Source organism: Roseobacter sp. HKCCD6576-2, assembly GCF_013179285.1.
In the GTDB taxonomy this organism is placed as follows: Bacteria; Pseudomonadota; Alphaproteobacteria; order Rhodobacterales; family Rhodobacteraceae; genus Rhodophyticola; species Rhodophyticola oceani.
Genome location: NZ_WVNW01000001.1, coordinates 42,912 through 66,932, shown reverse-complemented (window position 1 = coordinate 66,932; position 24,021 = coordinate 42,912). Strand labels below are relative to the sequence as shown.

The window sequence follows — 24,021 nt, the reverse complement described above, 5'->3', positions numbered from 1 at the left end:
GGCGATGCGCAACCCCGATTGACCTTGGCGACGGGGCACCGCTTAATGGCCCGGCTCTGCGAATGACGGTGACCAATGACGGATCAGTCAAACATTCTTGCCGAGATGAATGATCGCTCCCGCGAGGTGTTTCGCCGGGTGGTCGAGGGGTATCTCGACTCAGGCGCGCCGGTTGGGTCGCGTACATTGACGCGCAGCTTGTCGGAGCAAGTGTCCGCGGCGACGATCCGCAATGTGATGCAGGATCTGGAGTATCTGGGTTTGCTCGACAGCCCGCATGTATCTGCGGGCCGGGTTCCGACGCAACTGGGCTTGCGGATGTTTGTCGACGGGTTGCTGGAGGTTGGCGACCTGACCGCGGAGGATCAGGGCAAGATCGACGCGACTTTAGGCGGCAATTCTGACGACGTCACAACGATGTTGGATCGAATCGGCTCCGCGCTCTCCGGTGTCACGCATGGGGCGAGCTTGGTGCTGGCGCCTAAGCATGAGGCCCCGATCAAACATATTGATTTTGTGTCTCTTTCTCCCGACCAAGCGCTTGTCGTGTTGGTCTTTGGTGATGGCCACGTGGAAAACCGTCTGTTCCGACCACCACCTGGGCAAACGCCAAGTTCGATGCGCGAGGCGGCGAATTTCCTGAATGCACTGGCTGAGGGGAAGACCGTTCAAGCCCTTCGCAAGGTGATGGAAACGGAGATCGTGGCCCGCAGACAGGAGATCGACAGTTTGGCGCGCAGTCTGATCGAAAGCGGCCTGGCGATCTGGGAAAATGAGGGCGACGGGACCGAACGATTGATTGTCCGGGGCCGAGCGAACTTGCTGGACGATGCACCCGAGACGGACGACCTGGATCGCATCCGAACCCTGTTTGACGACCTTGAACGCAAGAGGGACATCGCCGAGTTTCTTGAGCTGACCGAGGGCGGCGATGGCGTGCGCATTTTTATTGGCTCAGAGAACAAGTTATTTTCACTTTCGGGTTCCTCTCTGGTGGTGTCTCCCTATATGAATGCCGACCGAAAGATTGTGGGTGCGGTTGGGGTCATTGGCCCGACTCGCCTGAATTACGGTCGGATTGTTCCGATCGTGGATTATACGGCACAGCTGGTCGGGAAGCTGATCTCCGACCGGGGTTAAAAGGGTAAGACATGGCAGATCCGAAGGAAGATCCATTCCTGGATGATGTGGATGAGATTGAGGCAGATCTCGACGCGATGCTGGAAGCTGAAGGGGCGTTTGACCCTGAGGTGACCGAGGTTGACGCGCTGAAAGCGGAACGTGACGAGTTGAAAGACCGTCTTTTGCGGGTGCTTGCCGACTCGGAAAACATGCGGAAACGTGGAGAGCGCGACCGGCGTGAAGCCGAGCACTATGGCGGCTCCCGTTTGGCGCGCGATCTTCTGCCGGTCTATGACAATCTTCGCCGCGCTCTGGATGCCGTGAATGATGATCAGCGTGCGGTTGCGGGCGGCGTTATCGATGGTGTCGAACTGACGCTTCGCGAGCTTCTGAATGTGTTCTCAAAGCACGGGATGACGCCGATTGCGCCGGAAGAGGGGGATCAGTTCGATCCGCAGCAGCATCAGGCGATGTTTGAAGCACCGGTGCCGGGAACGACGGCCGGTCAGATCATCCAAGTGATGGCCGAGGGCTTCATGCTGCATGATCGGTTGCTGCGCCCGGCGCAGGTTGGCGTGTCTTCCACACCTGCTGGCTAGTCTTTCAACGCGGCCTTCAAATCATAGAGCAAGTTGAGCGCCTCCCGGGCGGTCATCTCGTCTGGATGAACGTCTTTCAGGCGCTCTTCGACGGCGGACTGCTTTGCAGGTGCCGATGGCGGCGGTGGCGTCGCGGCGAATAGCGGCAAATCGTCGATGAGGCGATCTTTGCCGCTGCTGCCTTCCCGGTCTCCCCGCTCCAGTTCCTCCAGCACGGTTTGCGCTCGCGCGACGACAGAAGCAGGCAGCCCGGCCAGCTTGGCGACTTGCACGCCGTAAGACCGATCTGCAGCACCCTCGCGCACCTCGTGGAGGAAAATCACCTCGCCCTCCCATTCTTTGACGGCAACCGTTGCGTTTTCCACCCCATCGAGCCGTCCCGCGAGGCTGGTCATCTCATGGTAGTGCGTCGCGAAAAGCGCGCGGCATTTGTTGGCGGCGTGAAGATGTTCCAATGTCGCCCAGGCGATGGAAAGCCCATCATAGGTTGCCGTCCCGCGCCCGATCTCATCAAGGATCACCAGCGCCCGATCATCGGCCTGGTTCAGGATCGTGGCGGTTTCAACCATCTCGACCATGAAGGTTGACCGTCCACGGGCCAGGTCATCCGACGCGCCAACCCGGCTGAACACCTGGCTGACGATGCCGATATGGGCTTTGGTCGCGGGCACGAAGCTCCCCATTTGCGCCAAGATCGTGATCAATGCATTTTGGCGAAGGAAGGTGGATTTACCCGCCATATTAGGGCCGGTCAGAAGCGTAATCGCGGCCTGATTTTCAGCGGCTGTTAAAGTACAGCCATTGGCGATGAAAGGTTGACCTTCACTCGCCAACGCGGCTTCAACCACCGGATGTCGACCGCTTGTGATCACAAAACAGCGGGACTGATCCACGGTTGGACGGCACCAGTCTTTCTCACGGGCCAGGTCGGCGAGGGCCGTCGCCACATCAAGCTCGGCCAAAGCACGCGCTGTATGACCAATTTGCGCGTGATGATCCAGGATTTCGGTTTGCAACGCCTGGAATAGGGTCTTTTCGATGCCGAGCGCCCGCCCGCCGGCGTTGAGGACTTTCGTCTCAAGCGCGGAAAGGTCGACCGTGGTGAAGCGCACTGCATTCGCGGTGGTTTGACGATGGATGAACTGTTCGGAAAGCGGCGGCGAGAGCATTTTTTCGGCATGTGTTGCCGTGGTTTCGATGAAATAGCCGAGGACGTTGTTATGCTTGACCTTCAAAGACGGAATGCCACTCACCTCGGCATAATCCGCTTGCATGGAGGCGATCACACCGCGGCCTTCATCGCGCAAAGTGCGCGCCTCATCGAGGTCATCATCGTAGCCGGTGGCGATAAACCCGCCATCGCGCGCCAAAAGCGGGGGGTCCGCCACCAGAGCCGCCTCAAGATGTTCGACCAAAGCCTCATGGCCGCGCAGATCCGCCGCCGCAGAAGAGAGAATGTCGGGCAGATCCATGCCTGCGAACAGCTCGGCAAGTTGCATGGCGGCGGCCAACCCATTCCGGATCGCCGCCAAATCACGGGGTCCACCCCGATCCAATGCAAGCCGGGACAGCGCGCGGTCCAAATCCGGCACCTGGCGGAGCGCCGTGCGGATATCGCTCGATTTTGCGCCGTGGTCTAAAGCAAAGCTCACCGCATCATGGCGATTGATGATCGTCTCTAAATCGGTGGATGGGCTGGAGAGGCGCCGCTCGAACAAACGCCCGCCGCCCGCCGTGACGGTCCGGTCAATTGTAGCCGCTAGGCTTCCTGTGCGCCCGCCGGCGAGGCTCGTGGTCAGCTCTAAATTGCGCCGAGTTGCGGCATCGATCTGCATGATCCGCCCGGCGCTTTGTTTCGCTGGTGGGCGGAGGAGCGGCAGGTTGCCCTTCTGCGTGATCTCCAAATAGTCGATCAACGCGCCCATGGCAGAGAGGTCGGACCGGGTGAAAGACCCGAAAGGATCGAGCGTTTTCACCTGAAATAGAGACTGAATCCGAGCCGACGCAGAGCTGCTGTCAAAGCTCGCTGGTGACAAAGGCGTGACAGAGGCCCCGCTCTCAGCGATCAGATCTTGCTGTTCCGTCGCCAACCCGTCGGAGACCAATACTTCGCGCGGGGCAAGGCGCGCCAGTTCCGGTGCCAGTTGCACCAGCGGGCAGGCCATCACTTGAAATGAGCCGGTCGAAATGTCGGCCCAGGCCAATGCCCCCTCGCCACGAACGTCTGCATAAGCAGCGAGGAAATTGTGTCGCCGCGCCTCAAGCAAGCTGTCTTCCGTCAGCGTTCCGGGTGTGACCAAACGCACCACATCGCGTTTCACAACCGATTTCGAGCCGCGTTTCTTCGCCTCGGCAGGGTTTTCCATCTGCTCGCAAACGGCCACGCGAAAGCCCTTGCGGATCAACGTCAGCAGATACCCCTCGGCGGAATGGGCCGGGACGCCACACATCGGGATATCATCGCCATTATGCTTTCCCCGTTTCGTCAGCGCGATATCGAGCGCCTCGGCGGCGGCCACGGCGTCGTCGAAAAACATCTCGTAGAAATCGCCCATGCGATAGAAGAGCAGCGCATCGCGATGCTGCGCTTTGATCTCCATATATTGCGCCATCATCGGTGTGACTTGCGCGGTCATCTGCGTCCCCCTGGCCGGTGGCGTTCAACCTACAAACCGTGGCGCTGAGGCGAAACCCGCAAAAGCATCATGTTGTGAGGTTTGGGCAACGCGGCTAAGACGGGACTCGTCGCAAGAAAGGGCCGCCCACAATGCCGAACAAAAGCAAGATCACCCGCGAAGAGGCATTGGCCTATCATCTGGAGCCGCGCCCGGGGAAAATCGACATCAACGCCTCGACACCGATGGCAACGCAACGCGATCTGAGCTTGGCCTATTCCCCCGGTGTCGCGGTGCCTTGCGAGGTGATCGCCGAGAACCCGGAACTGGCCTACGACTATACGACCAAGGGCAATATGGTTGCCGTGATATCGAACGGGACGGCCGTGTTGGGCTTGGGCAATCTGGGCGCTTTGGCGTCGAAGCCGGTGATGGAGGGGAAATCGGTTCTCTTCAAACGCTTCGCCGACGTGAATTCCATCGATATCGAGCTCGACACCGAAGACGTGGATGAGTTCGTGAACGCGGTGCGGCTCATGGGCCCGACATTCGGCGGGATCAATCTAGAAGACATTAAAGCGCCCGAATGCTTCATGATCGAGCAGCGCTTGAAGGAAGAGATGGATATCCCCGTCTTCCACGATGATCAGCATGGGACGGCGGTGATCTGCGCGGCGGGCCTGATCAACGCGCTGCACCTGAGCGGCAAAAAGATAGAAGAGTGTAAGATCGTTTTGAATGGTGCCGGGGCTGCGGGCATCGCCTGCATCGAACTGCTCAAGGCGATGGGCGCAAAACACGAGAATTGCATCGTCTGCGACACCAAAGGGGTCATTTACCAAGGTCGTACCGAGGGTATGAATCAGTGGAAATCGGCCCACGCCGTGTCGACCGATCTCCGAACGCTGGAAGATGCGATGGAGGGGGCAGATGTCTTCCTGGGCGTGTCTGTCAAAGGTGCTGTCACGCCGGAGATGGTCAAATCCATGGCCGACAATCCGGTGATTTTCGCCATGGCCAATCCGGATCCGGAGATCACGCCCGAACAAGCCCATGAGGTGCGCGTCGATGCGATCGTGGCCACAGGGCGGAGCGATTACCCGAACCAAGTGAACAACGTGCTCGGGTTTCCTTATCTCCTCCGCGGTGCGCTGGATATCCACGCGCGCGCCATCAATGACGAGATGAAAATCGCCTGTGCCGAGGCGCTTGCGAAACTGGCCCGCGCCGATGTGCCCGATGAAGTCGCGATGGCTTACGGTCGGAAACTAACCTTTGGTCGAGATTACATCATCCCGACGCCGTTTGATCCGCGTCTGATCTATGTGGTGCCGCCGGCGGTGGCGCGTGCCGGGATGGACACCGGCGTGGCGCGCCGCCCGATCATCGATTTGGACGCCTATGCGACGACGTTGCGGGCGCGGATGGATCCAACCTCGTCGATTTTGCAAGGCATCAATGCCCGGGCGCGCAATGCGCAGGCGCGGATGATTTTTGCCGAGGGTGATGATGTGCGGGTGCTCCGCGCGGCTGTTGCGTATCAGCGGAACGGCATGGGCAAAGCGCTTGTCGTCGGGCGCGAAGCGGATGTGAAGGAGAAGCTGGAAGGCGCGGGATTGGCCGATGCGGTGCGCGAATTGGAGGTGGTGAATGCCGCCAATACGAGCCATCTGGAGAGCTACAAATCCTTTCTTTATCAGCGGCTTCAGCGCAAGGGGTTCGACCATCACGACATTCACCGCCTTGCAGCCCGGGACCGGCACGTATTCTCGGCTCTGATGTTGGCGCATGGACATGGCGATGGGTTGGTAACCGGCGCGACGCGGAAATCAGCGCATGTCTTGGGCCTCCTGGGGCATGTGTTCGACACAACCGCTGCGGATGGCGCGGTTGGCGTGACCGCGATGATCCATAATGGGCGGATCGTCTTGGTCGCCGATACTTTGGTTCACGAATGGCCGGAAGCGGAGGATTTGGCCTTGATCGCGGAGCGTGGCGCGCAGGTGGCGCGTCATTTGGGGCTTGAGCCGCGCGTGGCCTTCGTAAGCTTCTCGACTTTCGGCTATCCGGTCTCGGAACGGGCCGAAAAGATGCACCAAGCCCCGCTTGTTCTGGACGAAAAGGGCGTTGATTTTGAATATGATGGTGAGATGACCATTGATGTGGCCCTGAACCCTGAGGTCATGGCGCAGTACCCGTTCTGTCGCCTGTCTGGGCCCGCCAATGTGATTGTTGTGCCAGCCCGGCATTCGGCGTCCATCTCTGTGAAACTGATGCAGGAAATGGCGGGGGCGACGGTGATCGGCCCGATCCTGACCGGTTTGGATCGGCCGGTTCAGATTTGTTCGACGGTATCCACGACCAATGACATTCTGAACATGGCGGTGATGGCAGCCTGCGAGATTGGGCGCTGAGCCATGGCGATCCTCTGTATCGGCTCGATCAATATCGATCATGTCTATCACGTGCCGCATATTCCCGCTCCGGGTGAGACATTGGCGGCCACTGGCTATGCCAAGGGCCTGGGCGGCAAGGGTGCGAACCAATCCATTGCGGCGGCCAAGGCCGGGGCCTCCGTCAGCCATTGTGGGTTGATCGGTGATGAAGGCCAGTTTCTGCTCCAGCAGATGCGCGGTGCAGGGGTTGATGTCGGGGCCGTCACCGAAGGCCCAATGCCGACAGGTCATGCGATTATCTCAGTCGACCCGACGGGCGAAAATGCGATCACGATCTTTCAGGGCGCGAACGGGGCTCTGAAACATGATCTGATCGCCAAGGCGCTTGGCCCGATGCAATCGGGTGATTGGCTGATGCTTCAGAACGAGGTGAACTTGACCGCCCAAGCCGCCCGTCTGGGTAAGGCCGCCGGGATGAAAGTCGCTTATTCAGCGGCACCTTTTGATGTCTCCGCAGTTGAGGCTGTTTTGCCGTTTGTCGATCTGCTTCTGATGAATGAGATCGAGGCCGCGCAGCTCGCCGAGGCGCTTGGTGACGTGGTGGGGCCAGAGAAAATCATCACGATGGGTGCAAAGGGCGCGCGGTGGCACCATCCGGATGGAGAGATTGTGACGCCCGGCTACCCGGTCGCTGAGGTTGTGGATACGACGGGCGCCGGAGATTGTTTTGCAGGTTTCATTGTCGCTAGTCTGGATCAGGGTCTGACGCGAGAGCAGGCGATGGATCGCGCCAGCGCTGCAGCAGCGATCCAAGTCACACGACCGGGCGCGGCGGATGCCATGCCCGAGGCCGTGGAGGTCACGCAGTTTCTGACAGATCGAGCGGGATAAGCGCTTAGCTCTTCATCCCGTCCCAGAACGTCTTGACCTTATCGAAAAACCCGCTGGCATTGGGGTTGTTCGACTTGGCGCAGGACTCCTCGAACTCGCGAAGCAACTCTTTTTGGCGCGCCGTCAGCTTTACCGGCGTCTCGACGGCCAACTCGATATACATCTCGCCTTGACCCGTCCCGCGAAGGGCGGGCATACCCTTGCCGCGCAGACGCATCTGACGACCCGATTGTGACCCTTCCGGCACCTTCACGCGAGAGCGCCCACCATCAATGGTCGGCACTTCGATCTCGCCACCCATCGCCGCTGTGACCATCGAGACGGGCACGCGGCAGAACAGATCCAACCCATCGCGCTGGAACAGCTCGTGATCGGCCACTTCGATGAAGATATAGAGATCGCCGGATGGCCCGCCGCGGAGCCCGGCTTCGCCCTCGCCAGACAGACGAATACGTGTGCCAGTTTCGACGCCCGCCGGGATGTTTACCGACAGCGCCTTTTCTTTCTGCTCTCGGCCAGCCCCACCGCAAACCGTACAAGGGTTTTTGACGATCTGGCCCATACCGGAACAGGTTGGACAGGTGCGCTCAACCGTAAAGAAGCCCTGCTGCGCGCGGACCTTGCCCATGCCGGAACAGGTCGGGCAGGTGACAGGCTCGGCACCGCCTTCGGCACCGGTGCCATTGCAATTGGAACAGGCCACGGAGGTCGGGACGGTGATCGACTCTTGCAGTCCCGAATAGGCATCTTCGAGACTGATCCGCAGATTATACCGCAGGTCTGAACCGCGCGCCGAACGTTGGCGTGTACCGCCGCGCTGGCCACCCATGAAGTCGCCAAACAGGTCTTCAAACACGTCCGAAAACGCGCTGGCGAAGTCACCCTGACCGGCCCCACCGGCACGGGGTCCACCGGCCATACCGCCGTCGAAAGCCGCATGACCAAACCGATCATAGGCCGCCTTCTTGTCAGCGTCTTTCAGGACGTCATACGCTTCATTTGCTTCTTTGAATTGCGCCTCAGCATCGGGATTGTCGGAATTCCGATCCGGGTGCAGTTCCTTGGCCTTCTTGCGGAAGGCTTTTTTGATTTCGGGCTCTGAGGCGCCGCGTTCGACGCCCAGAACTTCATAGTAATCGCGTTTTGACATCTATTGATTCACCCTTCTGAAACGCACCGACCGGCCATGGTCCCCCCAAGGCCGGTCGGGCGGGGTTAAGGGACGCGGTTACGAACGGTTACGATCGTCCAGGTCTTCGAAATCGGCATCGACGATGTCTTCGTCAACGCCGCCGGGCTCATCGGCACCCTCGGGTGCTTCTTCGCCAGCTTCTTCTTGCTGTGCCTTATAGATCGCTTCGCCGAGCTTCATCGCCGCTTCGGTCACATTCTGAATGCCGACTTTGATCTTGCTGGCATCTTCGCTCTCGATCTGCTCTTCGAGGTTTTTGATGGCCAGTTCGATGGCTTCGACCGTGGTGGGGTCGACCTTGTCGGAATGTTCTTCCAGCGATTTCTGGGTCGAGTGGATCAGGCTCTCGGCCTGGTTTTTGGCCTCGACCAACTCTTTGCGCTCTTTATCGGCTTCGGCATTCTCTTCGGCATCGCGAACCATGTTTTCGATGTCCTCATCGCTGAGGCCACCCGAGGCTTGGATCGTGATGTTTTGCTCTTTGCCGGTGCCTTTGTCTTTGGCGCTGACCGAGACAATACCATTGGCGTCGATGTCGAAGGTCACTTCGATCTGTGGCAGGCCGCGCGGCGCGGGCGGGATGTCTTCCAGGTTGAACTGGCCGAGCATCTTATTGTCCGTCGCCATTTCCCGCTCACCTTGGAAAACACGGATCGTCACCGCGTTTTGGTTGTCCTCGGCGGTCGAGAAGATCTGAGACTTCTTGGTCGGGATCGTGGTGTTGCGGTCGATCAGGCGGGTGAAGACACCGCCGAGCGTTTCGATGCCGAGCGACAGAGGCGTCACGTCGAGCAGAACGACATCTTTGACATCGCCCTGCAGAACACCGGCCTGAATGGCGGCACCCATGGCGACCACTTCATCGGGGTTCACGCCTTTGTTCGGCTCTTTACCGAAGAAGTTTGTGACCTCTTCGATGACCTTCGGCATCCGGGTCATGCCGCCAACCAGAACCACCTCGTCAATGTCGCCCTTCGACAGGCCGGCGTCTTTCAACGCGGCTTGGCAAGGTTTTAGTGACTGCTTGATCAGGTCGCTCACAAGGCTTTCCAGCTTGGCGCGCGTCAGCTTCATGACCATGTGCAGCGGCTGACCGCCATTGGGGTCCATCGAGATGAACGGCTGGTTGATCTCGGTCTGGCTGGAGCTCGACAGTTCGATCTTGGCTTTCTCGGCGGCCTCTTTCAGGCGCTGCAGAGCCATCTTGTCTTTGGTCAGATCGACGCCGTTTTCCTTTTTGAACTCGCCCGCCAGGTAATCGACGATGCGCATGTCAAAGTCTTCACCGCCGAGGAATGTGTCACCATTGGTCGACTTCACCTCGAAGAGACCGTCGTCGATTTCCAGAATGGTGATGTCGAATGTCCCGCCGCCGAGGTCGTAAACCGCGATGGTTTGGGTCTCTTTCTTATCCAGACCATAGGCCAGCGCGGCCGCGGTCGGTTCGTTAATGATGCGCAGCACTTCCAGACCGGCGATCTTGCCGGCATCTTTGGTGGCTTGGCGCTGAGCGTCGTTGAAATAGGCCGGTACGGTGATGACCGCTTGGGTCACATCTTCGCCGAGATAGCTTTCGGCGGTCTCTTTCATTTTGCCGAGGATCAGAGCCGAGATCTGCGAGGGGGAGTATTTCTCGTCATTCACCTCGACCCAGGCGTCCCCATTGCCGCCATCGACAATCGCGTAGGGGACGAGTTTTTTGTCCTTCTCGACTTCTGCGTCATCCACGCGACGGCCGATCAAGCGTTTGACCGCAAAGATCGTGTTGTCGGGGTTCGTGACGGCCTGCCGTTTCGCGGCCTGACCGACCAGACGCTCATTGTCGGTAAAGCCGACAATCGACGGGGTGGTCCGCGCACCTTCGGAGTTTTCAATCACGCGCGGCTGCGATCCATCCATGATCGCGACGCAGGAGTTTGTGGTGCCGAGGTCGATACCAATCACTTTGGCCATATTTTCGAGTCCCTTTCTCAGGCGATCCAGGCGGGGTCGGGTCCGGTCTCGGCCCCCAATCCGCCATATCAAAAACCAGGGGGTCCGCCCTGGCCGGTTTCGGAGGGTATATAAGAAGGGGTTTTCGGGGCTGCAAGCGGACTCAATCGCAGATTGCGGCCTTGTTTTGCATAGCCTTTGAATTTTCTCCGTCTGTGGCCACGCAGCGCCACCTTTGGCTCGCGACGGGCCAGCGGCCTTGATAGGGTTTTGGCATGACACCCAAACTGAACCTCCGCGGCGTGGATATCTATCCCGGCTTGATCGATTTGCCTGCGCAGACGGCACTGCTTGATGACATTCGCGGCATTGTTCGCGCGGCCCCGTTGTTTCAGCCGCAGACGCCGTATGGCAAGCCAATGTCGGTGCGGATGACATCGGCTGGGCAGTTCGGTTGGTTCTCCGACAAGAGCGGCTATCGCTATTTGGAGCATCATCCCTCCGGTAAGCCATGGCCGGCGATCCCGCCAAGGATCTTGCGGATTTGGGAGGAGGTTGGCGATGTCACCCGTGCGCCAGAGTGTTGCTTGGTGAATTTCTACGAAGACGGGGCCCGGATGGGTATGCATCAAGACAAGGACGAGGCCGATATGTCGATGCCCGTCGTGTCGATCTCGCTTGGGGATGACGCCTTGTTTCGCGTTGGAAATCTGACGCGCGGTGGAAAAACGGAGTCGATTTGGCTGCAATCGGGTGATGTGGCAGTTTTGCGGGGTGACGCGCGTCTGGCGTATCACGGTGTGGATCGGTTGCGACCTGGGTCATCGGCCTTGTTGCCGAAAGGCGGGCGGATCAATCTGACCTTGCGGGTTGTGACTTAAGGCGCCAAGGCGCAGCAGCCTGAAAGCATCTGCGTGCCCTCAGCGTCTTGCAGAACAAGCAGAGTCGAGATGCCAAACGCCCGGTCTGACATCCCGTCATTGCAGCTCTCCCGGCGCAGCGTTGCTGTGATCCGCCCGGTCTCGCCATCCCAAATCGCACCGAACTGATCCGGGCCGCGCCCGGCCGCGGGGCCACTCCAAACCTCGGTGTAAGTCGATTGCGAGAACCCCAAATCGCTAAACACGGCGTCGCCGCCGGTGCGCTCCAGCGACCAGAAGGGTTCCGTTCCGAAACAAGACAACGGTGTCGGAAGCCCAAAGGACCAGATCGGGCCGGTGCGCTGCAGATAGAAGGCCGACGCCCAGCCCGACTGCTCTTGGAAGTTCAACTGCAACCAACGTCCATTTGCGCTTACGCCAACGATTTCAACGCTATGCGCGTTTGGCGAGAGGCCACCAATGATGTCATGGCCGACGCCAGGGCCAGACCGGATGTTCAAGACATCGTCACTCGCCACGCCACGGACGTCATAAAGAGCCGGATACTCTTGTGCCTGTGCCCATCCAGCGATCAGAAAAAAGAGGACGGCCCAGGCCCACCTCACCGTCCCGCGCTCCAACTGAGCGAGGCGTGTTTGCGGGTGTAGAACTCACCCATCAGGCCCAGCGTCAACATCGCGAGAGAGAAATAAAGCGGGTATTCCCAGTTGCTGTGATGCGGGTTGTAGTTGACGAAAACGACGCCGCGCATTTGATCGATGATATGGAAAAGCGGGTTCCAGTCGAACAGCCCGATCATTGCGCTCGGCAACATGTTGGCAACGAACATCTTGCCCGAGGCAATCATGTTGGCGCGCACATAGATCATCTGGATGATCGAGATCAAATCCGGCACCCAGGGTTTGAGAGCGAAGAGGATCACACCGATCGCGCAGCCGGAAAACCACGCCAAGAGATACATCATGAAGGCCAAATCCCAATGTAGGATCTCGACCGGATTGATCGCAACATGGATGACAAACAGGATTACAAATAGCGATATCGTCTGAAGGTACAGCGCCGAGAGAGCCGAGGAGAGGATGGCTACGATTGTGTTCATCTGTGCATGCATCATCATAGGGCTGGCCGCCCCCTCGGAACCCATGACGGCGCCCAAGGCCTTAATGTGGGTGAGATACAGAAAGATGCCGGTCAACAGATAGATCATGAAATCGCCACGGATCGCGATGCCGCGCGTGCCTAAGACGTTAAACATCAGATAGAAGGCGGCGATGAATAGAACCGACTGAAACACGCTGACGATGATTGCCATAAACGCGTTGCGATGCGTTTGGCGAACCTTCCGGGCCGCCGAGTGGAACGTCATCTCGGCCAGATTGAACATCATCCGGAAAGAGGAGTTCTGTCTTTTGGTTTCAAACATGCAGGTGCCTAACGTGCCTCGGGGCGAACCCCGTCTTTGTGCAGGGATGTCTTGCCGTTTGTTCTTTGCCAAACGATAACGGCAAAGGCCTTAACTATCAATCTTGACCGCAAGGAGCGTCTCGCGTGGATTTCGAGAAAATTGAGCAGGTTTTTCGCAGGCTGGCCATCGAAGCCGGAACCCGGATCATGGAGATTTACGAGGCGGCTGATTTCGATGTGAAGGTCAAATCAGACGCAAGCCCCGTCACGGAGGCGGATGAGGCGGCTGATGCGTTGATTTCCGCAGGTTTAAGAGCTGCCTTCCCCGAGATCACGCTCGTCACCGAGGAGCAAGCCGCAAGCCACAGCCAGTCGGCACGTGATTTCATCATCGTTGACCCGCTGGATGGCACCAAGGAATTCATTCAACGCCGGGGAGACTTCACGGTGAACATCGCGCTGGTTCAAGATGGCGTACCGGTCCGCGGCGTCGTCTATGCGCCTGCGAAGGGACGCTTGTTCTACACTCGCGCGGATGGGCAAAGCGTTGAGGAGACCGGGGCGTTTGACCCTGATGTCGCTGGGCCGTGCGTGCCGATTTCGGTGTCTGACCCGGATGAAACGGCGCTCATGGTTGTGGCGTCGAAATCGCATCGCGATGCCACGACAGACGCCTATATCGCGAAATACGCCGTCGCGGATATGAAGAGCGCGGGCTCGTCGCTGAAATTCTGTTTGGTTGCAACGGGCGAGGCGGATTTATACCCGCGTCTTGGCCGGACCATGGAGTGGGATACCGCCGCCGGGGATGCTGTTCTGCGTGGCTCTGGCGGGTTAATGGTTCGCTTCGACGATCATGCAACCTTCACCTATGGCAAGCCCGGCTATGAGAACTCGTTCTTCATTGCCTTCGCCCCTGGCATTGCGTTGCACTCGGCATGAGTGTGGTATGCATCATTCCTGCGCGATACGCGTCGACCCGATATCCGGGCAAACCGCTTGCGATGTTGCGCGGGGCGACCGGCCAATCTCAGAGCCTGATTGAGCGGAGCTGGCGGGCTGCCACAGAGGTGAATGGGTTTGACGCGATTTATGTGGCGACGGATGACGATCGGGTTGCCGATGCGTCGAAGGCATTTGGGGCTGATGTTCTGATGACCTCGGAAACCTGCGCCAACGGCACCGAACGCTGTGCCGAGGCTTTGGGACTGCTCAGCGATGATGTCGAGATGGTGGTCAACCTGCAAGGCGATGCGCCGCTGACGCCGGCCTGGTTTCTCGAAGATCTGGTTGCCGGTTTACGGGCGGCGCCGCAGGCCGTCGTGGCGACGCCGGTCTTGCGGTGCGATGGGACGACGTTGACGGCCTTAAAGGCAGACCGGATGGCGGGTCGGGTCGGCGGCACGACAGCGGTTTTCGATGAGAAGTCCCATGCGCTTTACTTCTCGAAAGAGGTGATCCCCTTCACAGCCGAGGCTTATGAGGCTGATGCAGAGACGCCTGTCTTTCACCATGTGGGTGTCTATGCCTATCGACCGGACGCGCTAAGAGATTACCCGACTCTCGCTCCGGGTATTTTGGAGCAGATGGAAGGTCTCGAACAACTCCGGTTCCTGGAGCATGGCCATGATATTCTGTGCGTCGAAGTTGCGGCAAAGGGCCGTCAGTTCTGGGAGCTCAACAATCCTGAGGACGTGCCCCGGATCGAAGCGATGATGGCTGAGATGGATATGCCGTGATCTCATAAAGAGGACCTCTCTTGCATGACGGCGCAATAGGTGACGCCGGAGGTCTGGCGTGCCGCCATAGAACCGCGGGGACAGATTGCCGCGAATGCTGAAATTGAGCTCTATTGCAGAAATTTCACCTTTTGTTGCGCGGGTTGAGCTATTACCGATCTAGAGGAACATTTTTAGGCATGCTGCGCCCGGTTCCGCACGAATGACGGACGACCGATCGGCGCGGCCCAACAGTCAGCGGTGGAATAATGAAAAAGCGCGTAACAAAAGCGATCTTTCCTGTGGCGGGGCTTGGCACACGTTTCTTGCCAGCGACCAAATCGATCCCGAAAGAGATCATGACCTTGGTCGACCGCCCGTTGATCCAATATGCGATTGATGAGGCGCGCGCAGCCGGGATCAAGGAATTCATCTTTGTCACGTCGCGCGGCAAGAGTGCGCTCGAAGACTATTTTGATCACTCACCCGAGCTCGAAAGCTCCCTGCGCAAGAAGGGTAAGACCGATCTGCTCGAAACACTGAAATCGACCAATATGGAGAGCGGCGCGATCGCTTATTTGCGGCAGCATAGAGCGCTTGGATTGGGCCACGCGGTTTGGTGCGCGCGCCGCCTTTTGGCAGATGAACCCTTCGCGGTGATCTTGCCGGATGACGTCATTGCGGCTGAGAAACCCTGCCTGCAGCAGATGGTCGAAGTCCATGCTGAGACCGGCGGCAATATGGTCGCGGCCATGGAGGTTCCGGCGGAGAAAGCCTCCGCCTATGGGGTTCTGGACATCAAAGAAGACATGGGCTCGGTCGTGTCGGTGCAAGGCATGGTGGAAAAGCCGCCCATGGGTGAGGCGCCGTCGAACTTGGCCGTGATCGGGCGGTATATCCTGACGCCGAACATCATGAGCAATCTCAACAAGATCAAATCCGGCTCCGGCGGTGAGGTTCAGTTGACCGATGCGATCGCACAAGAGATTGACATCTCTGGCAATGTCTATGGATACCGGTTCCGAGGTCAACGGTTTGATTGTGGCTCCAAGGCCGGGTTCCTTCAAGCGACGGTGGCATTCGGCCTGGCGCGTGAAGAGTTGCGCGATGAGTTCTCGCAGTATCTTGGCGAACTGATGGCGTCACAAGACGCCGCACAATAGGCGACCATGTTGGGCGCCATTTGTTCGCAAACCTGATCCAGCCAAAATGAACCGTCTTGCCAACATGCGCGCCGCCTATCGTCTGAGATGGAAGCGGCGCGAGTTGCTCTATCGGGCCTATCGTCTGCGGGGTGAGATCACCTGCCAGAAGGACCGTACAGATCAGATCAAGCCCGACATGGTCTTGGGCTTCTCCACCGTCCGCAATGAATATGAGCGCTTGCCTCATTTCCTGGCGCATCATCGCGCGCTTGGTGTGGGCCATTTCTTTATCGTCGCCAATGACTCTACCGATCAGACAATTCCGTTCTTGAACGAGCAGAGCGATGTATCGTTTTGGACAACCGACCATAGCTACAAAGCGTCTCGATTTGGCATGGATTGGTTGACCTGGCTTTTGATCCGTTTCGGGCAGGGGCGTTGGTGTCTGACGTTGGATGCCGATGAATTATTGGTCTATCCGCATTGCGACAGTCGCGACTTGAGCGCGCTTGTGGCCGAACTGGCGATGCGTGGCCAGCCGTCATTCGGCGCACTGATGATCGATCTGTATCCAAAGGGCCCTGTGGGCGACCAAAGCTTCGAGGCGGGAAGCGACCCATTAGACTGCATCGCATGGTTTGATGCCGACAACTACCGCCGCACGGCGCAGCCGCATCTGCACAACAATCTCATTCAAGGTGGTGCCCGCGACCGCCTGTTTTTTGAGGCAACCCCGAGACGTGCGCCGACGATGAACAAGACGCCTTTGGTCAAATGGCACTGGCGCTACGCATATATGAACTCAACCCATACTCTTCTGCCGCCACGGCTCAATCGGGTCTTTTCCGAACCAGGATTTGATCGGCTGTCAGGGGCGTTGCTTCATACAAAGTTCCTGCCTTCGATTGTCGAAAGATCGGTTGAGGAACGCGCGCGGAAACAGCATTTTGCCCGCAGCGAAGCGCATACCGACTATTACGAAGCCTTGGTGGCAAACCCCGATCTTTGGGCACCGACATCCTGTCGTTATGACAACTGGCGGCAGTTGGTCGACCTGGGGCTTATGTCTGATGGTGGATGGCGGTAGAGGGCCAAACTAACTTTTCATTTATCTTGTCACGCTATGACTGATCTTGTTGGCCCGCTGGGGTTGCCTCTGTTTCGGATCGACAGATGAAGGATAGATAAAAGTCTTTCCCTGTTGCATAAGTCTCTAAGCAAAGAAAATGATGACGATCTGAGGCTTCCTGGTAGGTGGATACAGGTTGAGCATACTGAACTCCTACAAAATGCGCCTGCGTCGTAAGCGGCTGGTGCTCCGCGCCCTTCTGAAACGGAGGGAGTTGGAACTTGTCGCGGATCGAACGGACAGGATCAAACCCGCAGACCTGCTATGCTTTGCGACGTTTCGGAACGAACGCCCAAGGTTGCCCTACTTTCTCGACTACTATCGGGACCGTGGGGTTGGGCATTTTCTGTTTGTCGACAATGACAGTGAGGATGGCAGCCGCGAATATGTGATGGGTCAGCCAGATTGCTCTGTCTGGACCACCGATGGGAGCTATAAAGCCTCCCGCTTCGGCGTGGATTGGATCAACAGTTTGCTGATGACCTATGCCGATGGTCATTGGGCGCTGACAGTCGATGTGGACGAGTTCCTGGTCTATCCGTTTTGTGACACCCGGCCGATCCCTGCCCTGACCGACTGGTTGGATGCCTCGTCGGTGAAGTCTTTCGGCACCATGATTTTGGATATGTATCCGAAGGGAAACCTATCTGCGCAACCCTATCGGGAGGGGCAGAATCCATTCGAGATTGCGTGCTGGTTTGACCCCGGAAACTACGCGATTTCTCGGAACTGGGAGTTCCGCAATCTCTGGATTCAAGGCGGGCCGCGCCGCCGGGTCTTCTTTGCGGATCAGCCTAAGAAGGCGCCAGCGCTGAACAAGATTCCCCTAGTGCGGTGGCAGAAGAGATACGCTTATGCCAGTTCGACTCATATGCTGCTGCCCCGAGGTTTGAACCTCGTCTTCGATGAGTCGGGCGGCGAGAAGACGTCGGGTGTACTGATGCACGCCAAGTTTATCGACACGTTTTCGGCCAAGACCAATGAAGAGATCAAACGCGGTCAGCATTATGCCGATGGCGTCGAATACAAAGCGTATCACGACGGTCTTCAGGAAGATCTCGCCTTCTGGTGCAAGTGGTCAGAACGCTACATCAACTGGCGGCAGCTTGAGATTCTGGGCCTGATGTCCAAAGGAAACTGGGCATGAGCACCGTCGGCTTTGTCATGCTCTGCCATACCGCGCTGGATCGGGCGGCGCAGGTGGCGCGCCATTGGGCCGAGCAAGATTGCCCGGTGGTGATTCATCTGGATCGGCGCGTTGATAAGGCGTCTTCTGAGAAATTGCGGTCGGATCTGAAAGACTGCGGCAATATCCGGTTCTCCAAACGTCACAGATGCGAATGGGGCACGTGGTCTCTTGTTGCGGCGTCGCAAACCGCCTCCGAAGTCATGCTGGCCGAGTTTCCGGACGTCAGACATATCTATCTGGCCAGCGGCTCTTGCTTGCCGCTGCGCCCGGTTGATGAGTTGCGCGAGTATCTGAAAGCGCGCCCCCGGACAGATTTCATCGAAAGCGTGACAACCCAAGACGTCGACTGGACGGTTGGAGGCCTCAATGCGGAGCGGTTTCAGCTCCGTTTTCCATTTTCTTGGAAGCGGAACCGGCTTCTGTTCGATCGGTATGTGGAGCTTCAGCGGCGGGTCGGTTTCACCCGCAAAATACCCGAAAACTTGGTGCCGCATCTGGGCTCCCAATGGTGGTGCCTGACCCGACAAACCCTCTCAGCGATTTTGCAAGATCCGGCACGGAAGATCCACGACGCCTATTTCAAGCGGGTCTGGATCCCGGATGAAAGCTACTATCAGACGATTGCCCGGCTATATTCGACGCGGATTGAAAGCCGGTCTCTGACGCTCTCAAAGTTTGATTTCCAGGGTAAACCGCATGTGTTCTATGACGATCACTTGCATCTTCTTCGGCGATCCGACTGTTTCGTCGCCCGCAAGGCTTGGCCGCAGGCAGATCGGCTATACGAGACCTTCCTTGGGCCGAACCACCGCGAGTCGCAAATGGCTGAGCCAGCGCCTGGCAAGATCGACCGTGTGTTTGCAAAAGCGCTTGAGCGGCGCACGCGCGGACGCGCGGGGCTCTATATGCACAGCCGGTTTCCACGCCTGGATTTGGAGAACGGTAAAACCTGCGCCCGATATTCCGTCTTTCAGGGGTTCAATGATCTTTTCGAGGATTTTGAGCCCTGGCTCTCGCGCCGTCTCGGCACTCGCGTTCATGGCAGCCTGTTTGATCCGGCCCGTGCCCGATTTGCTGGCGACGCCGATATCTATGCTGGCTGCCTTCCGGCGACCGCGGCGCTTCGCGATGACAACCCTGAGATGTTCCTGACCAGTTTGATCTGGAACACACGTGGCGAACGGCAGGTTTTTCAGTTTAGCCCCCGGGACAATCAGAGAATCTGCTGGTTTCTCTCGACCGACAGCAACGCACAGATCTCCGTGATCACGGGGGCCTGGGCCGTTCCGCTTTATCTCTCGAATCGAGATTTCTCCGATATTCGAAAAGAAGCGGCGTTGATGCAGAAGCGCGAAGTTGAGTTCGTGAACCGGTTGCGGAACATCGGAACCCGCGCCGACGTGCGGGTTTGGAGCTTGGCGGAGTTTATCGAAGAGCCGATGGAGAATCTCCAAAGCATTCTTGATGCGATGGATGGCCCCTCTGCCCCGCGTCTGACCGAAGCACCGCGCATGGCCAATCTGGACGGGTTCGGGCAGTTCCTACAGAATCTCAAAAACCAGGGTATGAAACCGTTTGTGATGGGAGATTTCCCGGCGACGAATGTCGAAATGCACCAACCGACTGGGGGCCCGCGCCCGTATCTGGTGAAGAAGTAACCGCTTTCGCTAAGAAGATATCGGCGGTCGAAAACGACACGTTTTGCACACTGAAAACGAAGCGATCACGCTTCTATGCAAAGACGCGGCGATAGAAGTTGATCGCCGCGTCTGTCGCAATTTCGGCTATCGCTACTGGGATCAGCCTTAGATCAGGCCGCTTGCGTCGCCATATCACCCGTAATCAGCGTGTGCAGCGTGGCTGGATCGGAGTTGGCCCGCAGCTTTGCGCAAAGGGCCGGATTTCGCAATGTGCGAGACACAAGCGCTAACGCTTTGAGGTGATCCACACCGGTATTCGCGGGCGCAAATAGCGCAAAGACAAGATCGACTGGCTGCCGATCGACTGAATCAAAGTCGATCGGCTTGTCGAGTTTCAAAAATGCGCCGCAGACCTCTTTGAGATCGGTCAGACGCGCATGCGGCAAGGCAACGCCATGGCCGACACCCGTTGGTCCCAAGCTCTCCCGATCCTGCAGGGCATCGAAAATACGGCCAGCGGGTAAGCCCACAAGGCCTTCCGCCACATCAGAGATGGTTTGCATCAAACGTTTCTTGCTCGTGACATCAGAAACAACCTTAATGCTCTGCGGTTTGAGCAGCGTCGCCAAATCCATGTCTGATCCTATCCTCGCGCGCGTGCGGCGCGTGCTCCGTTATGTTTCGCGGCGCGGGTCGATCCACCCGACATTTCCGTCGTCGCGGCGGTAGACCACATTCACCTCGTCATGTCCCTCATTTCGGAAAACCAAAAGCGGTGCACCTGCGATTTCCATCTGCATGACCGCTTCCCCAACCGAAAGTGAGGGGATTTTGGTTTCCATCTCGGCCACGATGATGGGTTGCAGCGTTTCGGGTTCCGCAGCGTCGCTATCTTCCGATGCGGCGAGGATATAGGACGACGCACCGAAAAGTTCAACGGGCTGCACACGTTCTTTGTGATGGTCTTTCAGGCGCCGTTTATAGCGGCGCAACTGCGTCTCCATCTTGTCGCAGCACGAATCAAAGGCTGCGTAAATCTCGTGCTCCGACGCTTTGGCAGAAGCCGTCAGCCCGGTGGAGAGGTGAACAGTGGTCTCGCAGACATGTTCATGCCCGCTGCGCGAGAAAACCACCGAGGCATCCGTGGGCCGTTCGGCATATTTCGACATCACACTGCTCAGACTATCCTTCACATGGGTCTGAAGCGCGTCACCAATGTCGATCTGTTTTCCGCTGATTTGGTACCGCATATATCCTCCGCATAGCGCAAAAGGCCGCACACGACTTTAGCTGCGAGGCCTTAACCAAGTGTTTACGATGTCGGAAACTGCTCTGCCGTGCTCTTGCGTGCGATCCGGGCGTATCGAGCCCAAACCAAGTGCTTTGAGTGGATCGGCGGTTGCGAACATCGGACGTATTTGGCGATATTTTGCGGGTGGCGTCAATCGGAACCCGACGGGAAGAGGGGCGGCATATCGTGGCACTTGCGTGTTTGCGCTGAGCGCATCGCCGCTGATTGCGCGATGACTTTCTCAGCTGATGCGGAAGCTTTGTCCCAGATAGACCCGGCGCACATTTTCGTCTTGCACCACCTCATCCGCACTGCCGCTCATCAGAATCGTCCCATCATGAAGAATGTAGGCGCGATCGACGATTTGCAGGGTTTCCCGCACGTTGTGGTCGGTGATCAAAACACCCAGCCCGCGCGTCTTCAGGTCGGAGACCAACGCACGAATCTCGCTCACCGCAATCGGATCAACCCCCGCAAAAGGTTCGTCCAACAGCACGTATCGCGGATTGGATGCGAGGCAACGGGCGATCTCCACACGCCGCCGCTCACCGCCGGACAGCGACAGTGCCGGCGCACGGCGCAGATGGCCGACGGAAAACTCCGAGAGAAGTTCTTCTAGACGATCCAAGCGCTTGCTTCGGTCGGATTCGGCCACCTCGAGAATCGCCATGATATTGTCTTCAACCGACAACCCTCGAAAGATCGACATCTCCTGCGGCAAGTAGCCGATCCCAGCCTTGGCGCGGCGATACATCGGCAATTGCGTCACATCGCGGCCATCGAGCGTAACGGTGCCGCCATCGGGTGCGATCAACCCGGCGATGGAGTAAAAACACGTCGTCTTGCCGGAGCCGTTCGGGCCAAGTAGCGCGACCACTTCACCTTGGTTCAGCGACATCGTCACATCTCGGATCACTGGGCGGCGGCGATAACTTTTGCGCAGCTTGCTGATATGCAGCCCCTGCTGTCCGTCGGTGACGGTCAATGCCGGGCGCGGGGTCATTGATCGGTCTCTTCAGATTGCAGAATGGTGCGCACCCGGCCTTCAACAGTGCCGTCGCCGGTGGCCATGTTCACAACCATCCGATCACCAGAGATCGCGGTCGCGCCTTGGGTGACCAACACATCTCCGGTCAGGGTCATGAGCGAGGTGACAACTTCATAAGCGGCGGATTGCCCCTCGGCCGCATCGGTGCCGCGCGTCACCAAGACGCCGCCGGTCGCCTCAACCCGCGTCACATCCTGCGCGCCGTTCTCGGTGCCGTAAAAGACGATGACCTCCCCGGCTGCAATCCGCAGGTCACCCTGAACGATAATCACATTCCCGGAGAAGACGGCGTTACCGGTTTCTTGGTTCAAGGTGAGATTGTCCGAGGTCACCTCGAGGGCTTGGGTCGCGTCATGAGCGACGCCGCCAAAGCCGATATTGACTTGGGCGGCGGCGGTGATCGCAGAAAAGCAAAGGGCCAAAACGGCCAGAACGAGAGAGCGCATTAAAAATCCTCAACTGTTCGGATCATATAGCATCCTCACGCCCCCATTGAACATCAGAACCTGCGCGCCATCGGTTTCTGTGAGCTCCATACGATCGGCGGAGAGAGTCATAGACGGGCCGTTGACATGCACCGGACCGGGCGAAATTACGCTCAGAATATCCAGCGACAGCACCATTTCCTCGCTGGCCAAGCGGTACCCAGAAGAGCTTGTGATGCGGACGTTTCCTTCCAATTGAGCCGTCCGTGCGGACAGATCAACCAACGATCCGGCGCTGGCCAAGAGGATATAGCTGGTCTCGGATAGATCGACGCGGGCTTGAACCACATCTGCGCGCATCTGATTTGGTGCGTTGGGTACGGGGGCGGCTTGCTCCGCGATGAACAGCACTTCGCGCCCGTCTTCCAGCGTGCCAGCGAATCGCGGCTGCCCCAAACGTTGCTCGCGGGCGAGTTCTTCCACATCAACTTCGGCGAAGGGAATTGCCTGCTCTGGGTCCGGCGAATTCGAGAAGAGAAAGAGCGTCGAAAGCAGTCCGAGAGCCAGAAGCGGCAGGATGATTTTCACCCAAGAGACGATTTGCGAATATCTATTCTCGGCGGCCATCGCACGGCCTAATGAGAGAAGATGTCGATCTCGGGCCATCCCGCCAGATCGAGCTGCGCACGGGTCGGAAGGAAATCGAAGCAGGATTGCGCAACCTCTTCGCGCCCCTCGCGAGCCAAGCGGCGATTCAACTCATCGCGTAGTTGATGCAGATACAAGACATCGGACGCGGCATAGGATTTCTGTGCCTCGCTAAGGGTCTCAGCGCCCCAATCCGAGCTTTGCTGCTGCTTCGAGATGTCGATGCCGAGAAGCTCCTGGCAGAGATATTTCAGCCCATGCCGATCCGTATAGGTCCGCACCAGTTTTGAAGCGATTTTGGTGCAATACACCGGCGCGGTGAGAGCTCCGAAGGCATGATACATCGCGGCGATGTCGAACCGTCCGAAATGAAACAATTTCAGCACATCGGGATTGGTCAGCAGGGCGGCAAGATTAGGCGCTTCGGTCTGGCCCTTTGCCACTTGGACCAGATGGGCCTCGCCATCCCCGCCAGACAGCTGGATCAGACATAGCCGATCGCGATGTGGGTTCAGACCCATCGTTTCACAATCAATCGCGACCACCGGGCCAAGGTCGAGTCCATCAGGCAGGTCGTTTTGATAGGTATGGATTGCCACGCTCTGCCCCTTGTCCATGACCCCTGGTCAGAAAGGGGTGGTGCCCAGGAGAGGACTCGAACCTCCACGTCCATACAGACACCAGCACCTGAAGCTGGCGCGTCTACCAATTCCGCCACCTGGGCAGGTGTCGTGAAAGCGGCTGATATAGCGGGGT

Annotated in this window: 22 protein-coding genes and 1 tRNA gene; 11 read left to right on the top strand and 12 right to left on the bottom strand. The window is 58.2% G+C overall.

The features are described from left to right. Window positions 1-75 precede the first annotated feature (75 nt). On the top strand, window positions 76-1,140 hold the full coding sequence (gene hrcA / locus GTF44_RS00300) for a heat-inducible transcriptional repressor HrcA (RefSeq protein ID WP_171558977.1): 1,065 nt from the start codon (window positions 76-78) through the stop codon (window positions 1,138-1,140). A gap of 11 nt (window positions 1,141-1,151) precedes the next feature. Continuing rightward, entirely contained in the window at window positions 1,152-1,721 is a 570-nt protein-coding gene (locus GTF44_RS00295) for a nucleotide exchange factor GrpE (protein ID WP_145213693.1), read from the top strand. Here GTF44_RS00295 and mutS read toward each other — a convergent pair. Beyond that, entirely contained in the window at window positions 1,718-4,357 is a 2,640-nt protein-coding gene (gene mutS, locus GTF44_RS00290) for a DNA mismatch repair protein MutS (RefSeq protein ID WP_171558974.1), read from the bottom strand. The two genes, GTF44_RS00295 and mutS, sit on opposite strands and share 4 nt — an antisense overlap. Window positions 4,358-4,488: 131 nt before the next feature. Here mutS and GTF44_RS00285 point away from each other — a divergent pair, with 131 nt between their 5' ends. Next, complete coding sequence (locus GTF44_RS00285) at window positions 4,489-6,750, top strand: NADP-dependent malic enzyme (RefSeq protein ID WP_171558971.1); 2,262 nt, start codon at window positions 4,489-4,491, stop codon at window positions 6,748-6,750. A gap of 3 nt (window positions 6,751-6,753) precedes the next feature. Beyond that, window positions 6,754-7,623, top strand: a complete 870-nt coding sequence (locus GTF44_RS00280) for a ribokinase (protein WP_171558968.1) — start codon at window positions 6,754-6,756, stop codon at window positions 7,621-7,623. 4 nt (window positions 7,624-7,627) lie between these two features. On the opposite strand, the gene dnaJ is transcribed toward GTF44_RS00280, so the two are convergent. Next, window positions 7,628-8,773: a molecular chaperone DnaJ gene (gene dnaJ / locus GTF44_RS00275; RefSeq protein WP_171558966.1), complete on the bottom strand. Its 1,146-nt coding sequence runs from the start codon at window positions 8,771-8,773 to the stop codon at window positions 7,628-7,630. Window positions 8,774-8,851: 78 nt separating this feature from the next. Further along, window positions 8,852-10,768 (bottom strand): molecular chaperone DnaK, encoded by a 1,917-nt coding sequence (gene dnaK / locus GTF44_RS00270; protein ID WP_171558963.1) that lies wholly within the window; start codon window positions 10,766-10,768, stop codon window positions 8,852-8,854. Window positions 10,769-11,022: 254 nt separating this feature from the next. On the opposite strand from dnaK, the gene GTF44_RS00265 reads away from it, so the two are divergent. Beyond that, window positions 11,023-11,628, top strand: coding sequence for an alpha-ketoglutarate-dependent dioxygenase AlkB (locus GTF44_RS00265; RefSeq protein ID WP_171558960.1), 606 nt, complete (start codon window positions 11,023-11,025; stop codon window positions 11,626-11,628). On the opposite strand, the gene GTF44_RS00260 is transcribed toward GTF44_RS00265, so the two are convergent. Together GTF44_RS00260 and GTF44_RS00255 are read right to left on the bottom strand one after the other, a co-directional pair. Next, window positions 11,625-12,233: an SH3 domain-containing protein gene (locus GTF44_RS00260; protein WP_171558958.1), complete on the bottom strand. Its 609-nt coding sequence runs from the start codon at window positions 12,231-12,233 to the stop codon at window positions 11,625-11,627. The genes GTF44_RS00265 and GTF44_RS00260 overlap by 4 nt on opposite strands. Then, window positions 12,230-13,051 carry an ABC transporter permease gene (locus tag GTF44_RS00255; protein WP_171558955.1) on the bottom strand — a complete coding sequence of 274 codons (822 nt, stop codon included), beginning with the start codon at window positions 13,049-13,051 and terminating at the stop codon, window positions 12,230-12,232. The genes GTF44_RS00260 and GTF44_RS00255 overlap by 4 nt, the downstream gene beginning before the upstream one ends. A 125-nt stretch (window positions 13,052-13,176) precedes the next feature. On the opposite strand from GTF44_RS00255, the gene cysQ reads away from it, so the two are divergent. The 6 genes from cysQ to GTF44_RS00225 all read left to right on the top strand — a co-directional run bounded on the left by cysQ (window position 13,177) and on the right by GTF44_RS00225 (window position 19,871). After that, entirely contained in the window at window positions 13,177-13,974 is a 798-nt protein-coding gene (gene cysQ, locus GTF44_RS00250) for a 3'(2'),5'-bisphosphate nucleotidase CysQ (RefSeq protein ID WP_171558952.1), read from the top strand. Then, window positions 13,971-14,771, top strand: a complete 801-nt coding sequence (locus tag GTF44_RS00245) for a 3-deoxy-manno-octulosonate cytidylyltransferase (protein ID WP_171558949.1) — start codon at window positions 13,971-13,973, stop codon at window positions 14,769-14,771. Before cysQ ends, GTF44_RS00245 begins: the two co-directional genes overlap by 4 nt. Window positions 14,772-15,019: 248 nt before the next feature. Continuing rightward, entirely contained in the window at window positions 15,020-15,913 is an 894-nt protein-coding gene (gene galU, locus GTF44_RS00240; protein WP_171558946.1) for a UTP--glucose-1-phosphate uridylyltransferase GalU, read from the top strand. 46 nt (window positions 15,914-15,959) lie between these two features. Continuing rightward, a complete protein-coding gene (locus GTF44_RS00235) occupies window positions 15,960-16,982 on the top strand; it encodes a glycosyltransferase family 2 protein (protein ID WP_171558944.1) in 1,023 nt (340 codons plus the stop codon). 202 nt (window positions 16,983-17,184) lie between these two features. After that, complete coding sequence (locus GTF44_RS00230) at window positions 17,185-18,171, top strand: glycosyltransferase family 2 protein (RefSeq protein ID WP_171559591.1); 987 nt, start codon at window positions 17,185-17,187, stop codon at window positions 18,169-18,171. Beyond that, a complete protein-coding gene (locus GTF44_RS00225) occupies window positions 18,168-19,871 on the top strand; it encodes a beta-1,6-N-acetylglucosaminyltransferase (protein ID WP_171558940.1) in 1,704 nt (567 codons plus the stop codon). Before GTF44_RS00230 ends, GTF44_RS00225 begins: the two co-directional genes overlap by 4 nt. Window positions 19,872-20,023: 152 nt before the next feature. Here GTF44_RS00225 and GTF44_RS00220 read toward each other — a convergent pair whose 3' ends face one another. From GTF44_RS00220 to GTF44_RS00190, 7 genes are all read right to left on the bottom strand, one after another. Then, window positions 20,024-20,488, bottom strand: a complete 465-nt coding sequence (locus GTF44_RS00220) for a PTS sugar transporter subunit IIA (protein ID WP_145213733.1) — start codon at window positions 20,486-20,488, stop codon at window positions 20,024-20,026. Between the two features lie 39 nt (window positions 20,489-20,527). Then, window positions 20,528-21,103: a ribosome-associated translation inhibitor RaiA gene (raiA, locus tag GTF44_RS00215; RefSeq protein ID WP_171558937.1), complete on the bottom strand. Its 576-nt coding sequence runs from the start codon at window positions 21,101-21,103 to the stop codon at window positions 20,528-20,530. A gap of 282 nt (window positions 21,104-21,385) precedes the next feature. Next, entirely contained in the window at window positions 21,386-22,147 is a 762-nt protein-coding gene (lptB, locus tag GTF44_RS00210) for an LPS export ABC transporter ATP-binding protein (protein ID WP_171558935.1), read from the bottom strand. After that, complete coding sequence (gene lptA, locus GTF44_RS00205) at window positions 22,144-22,638, bottom strand: lipopolysaccharide transport periplasmic protein LptA (RefSeq protein ID WP_171558931.1); 495 nt, start codon at window positions 22,636-22,638, stop codon at window positions 22,144-22,146. Before lptA ends, lptB begins: the two co-directional genes overlap by 4 nt. Before the next feature lie 9 nt (window positions 22,639-22,647). After that, entirely contained in the window at window positions 22,648-23,244 is a 597-nt protein-coding gene (locus tag GTF44_RS00200; RefSeq protein WP_171558928.1) for a hypothetical protein, read from the bottom strand. 8 nt (window positions 23,245-23,252) lie between these two features. Then, window positions 23,253-23,864 (bottom strand): ribonuclease D, encoded by a 612-nt coding sequence (locus GTF44_RS00195; RefSeq protein ID WP_171558925.1) that lies wholly within the window; start codon window positions 23,862-23,864, stop codon window positions 23,253-23,255. Between the two features lie 38 nt (window positions 23,865-23,902). Continuing rightward, window positions 23,903-23,989: transfer RNA gene (locus GTF44_RS00190), tRNA-Leu, on the bottom strand. Window positions 23,990-24,021 lie beyond the last annotated feature (32 nt).

Bases quoted from the DNA above. Each gene is read 5' to 3' on its own strand.
- hrcA (WP_171558977.1), top strand. From the start codon at position 76: ATGACGGATCAGTCAAACATTCTTGCCGAGATGAATGATCGCTCCCGC.
- GTF44_RS00295 (WP_145213693.1), top strand. From the start codon at position 1,152: ATGGCAGATCCGAAGGAAGATCCATTCCTGGATGATGTGGATGAGATT.
- mutS (WP_171558974.1), bottom strand. From the start codon at position 4,357: ATGACCGCGCAAGTCACACCGATGATGGCGCAATATATGGAGATCAAA.
- GTF44_RS00285 (WP_171558971.1), top strand. From the start codon at position 4,489: ATGCCGAACAAAAGCAAGATCACCCGCGAAGAGGCATTGGCCTATCAT.
- GTF44_RS00280 (WP_171558968.1), top strand. From the start codon at position 6,754: ATGGCGATCCTCTGTATCGGCTCGATCAATATCGATCATGTCTATCAC.
- dnaJ (WP_171558966.1), bottom strand. From the start codon at position 8,773: ATGTCAAAACGCGATTACTATGAAGTTCTGGGCGTCGAACGCGGCGCC.
- dnaK (WP_171558963.1), bottom strand. From the start codon at position 10,768: ATGGCCAAAGTGATTGGTATCGACCTCGGCACCACAAACTCCTGCGTC.
- GTF44_RS00265 (WP_171558960.1), top strand. From the start codon at position 11,023: ATGACACCCAAACTGAACCTCCGCGGCGTGGATATCTATCCCGGCTTG.
- GTF44_RS00255 (WP_171558955.1), bottom strand. From the start codon at position 13,051: ATGTTTGAAACCAAAAGACAGAACTCCTCTTTCCGGATGATGTTCAAT.
- GTF44_RS00245 (WP_171558949.1), top strand. From the start codon at position 13,971: ATGAGTGTGGTATGCATCATTCCTGCGCGATACGCGTCGACCCGATAT.
- galU (WP_171558946.1), top strand. From the start codon at position 15,020: ATGAAAAAGCGCGTAACAAAAGCGATCTTTCCTGTGGCGGGGCTTGGC.
- GTF44_RS00235 (WP_171558944.1), top strand. From the start codon at position 15,960: ATGAACCGTCTTGCCAACATGCGCGCCGCCTATCGTCTGAGATGGAAG.
- GTF44_RS00230 (WP_171559591.1), top strand. From the start codon at position 17,185: ATGCGCCTGCGTCGTAAGCGGCTGGTGCTCCGCGCCCTTCTGAAACGG.
- GTF44_RS00225 (WP_171558940.1), top strand. From the start codon at position 18,168: ATGAGCACCGTCGGCTTTGTCATGCTCTGCCATACCGCGCTGGATCGG.
- GTF44_RS00220 (WP_145213733.1), bottom strand. From the start codon at position 20,488: ATGGATTTGGCGACGCTGCTCAAACCGCAGAGCATTAAGGTTGTTTCT.
- raiA (WP_171558937.1), bottom strand. From the start codon at position 21,103: ATGCGGTACCAAATCAGCGGAAAACAGATCGACATTGGTGACGCGCTT.
- lptB (WP_171558935.1), bottom strand. From the start codon at position 22,147: ATGACCCCGCGCCCGGCATTGACCGTCACCGACGGACAGCAGGGGCTG.
- lptA (WP_171558931.1), bottom strand. From the start codon at position 22,638: ATGCGCTCTCTCGTTCTGGCCGTTTTGGCCCTTTGCTTTTCTGCGATC.
- GTF44_RS00200 (WP_171558928.1), bottom strand. From the start codon at position 23,244: ATGGCCGCCGAGAATAGATATTCGCAAATCGTCTCTTGGGTGAAAATC.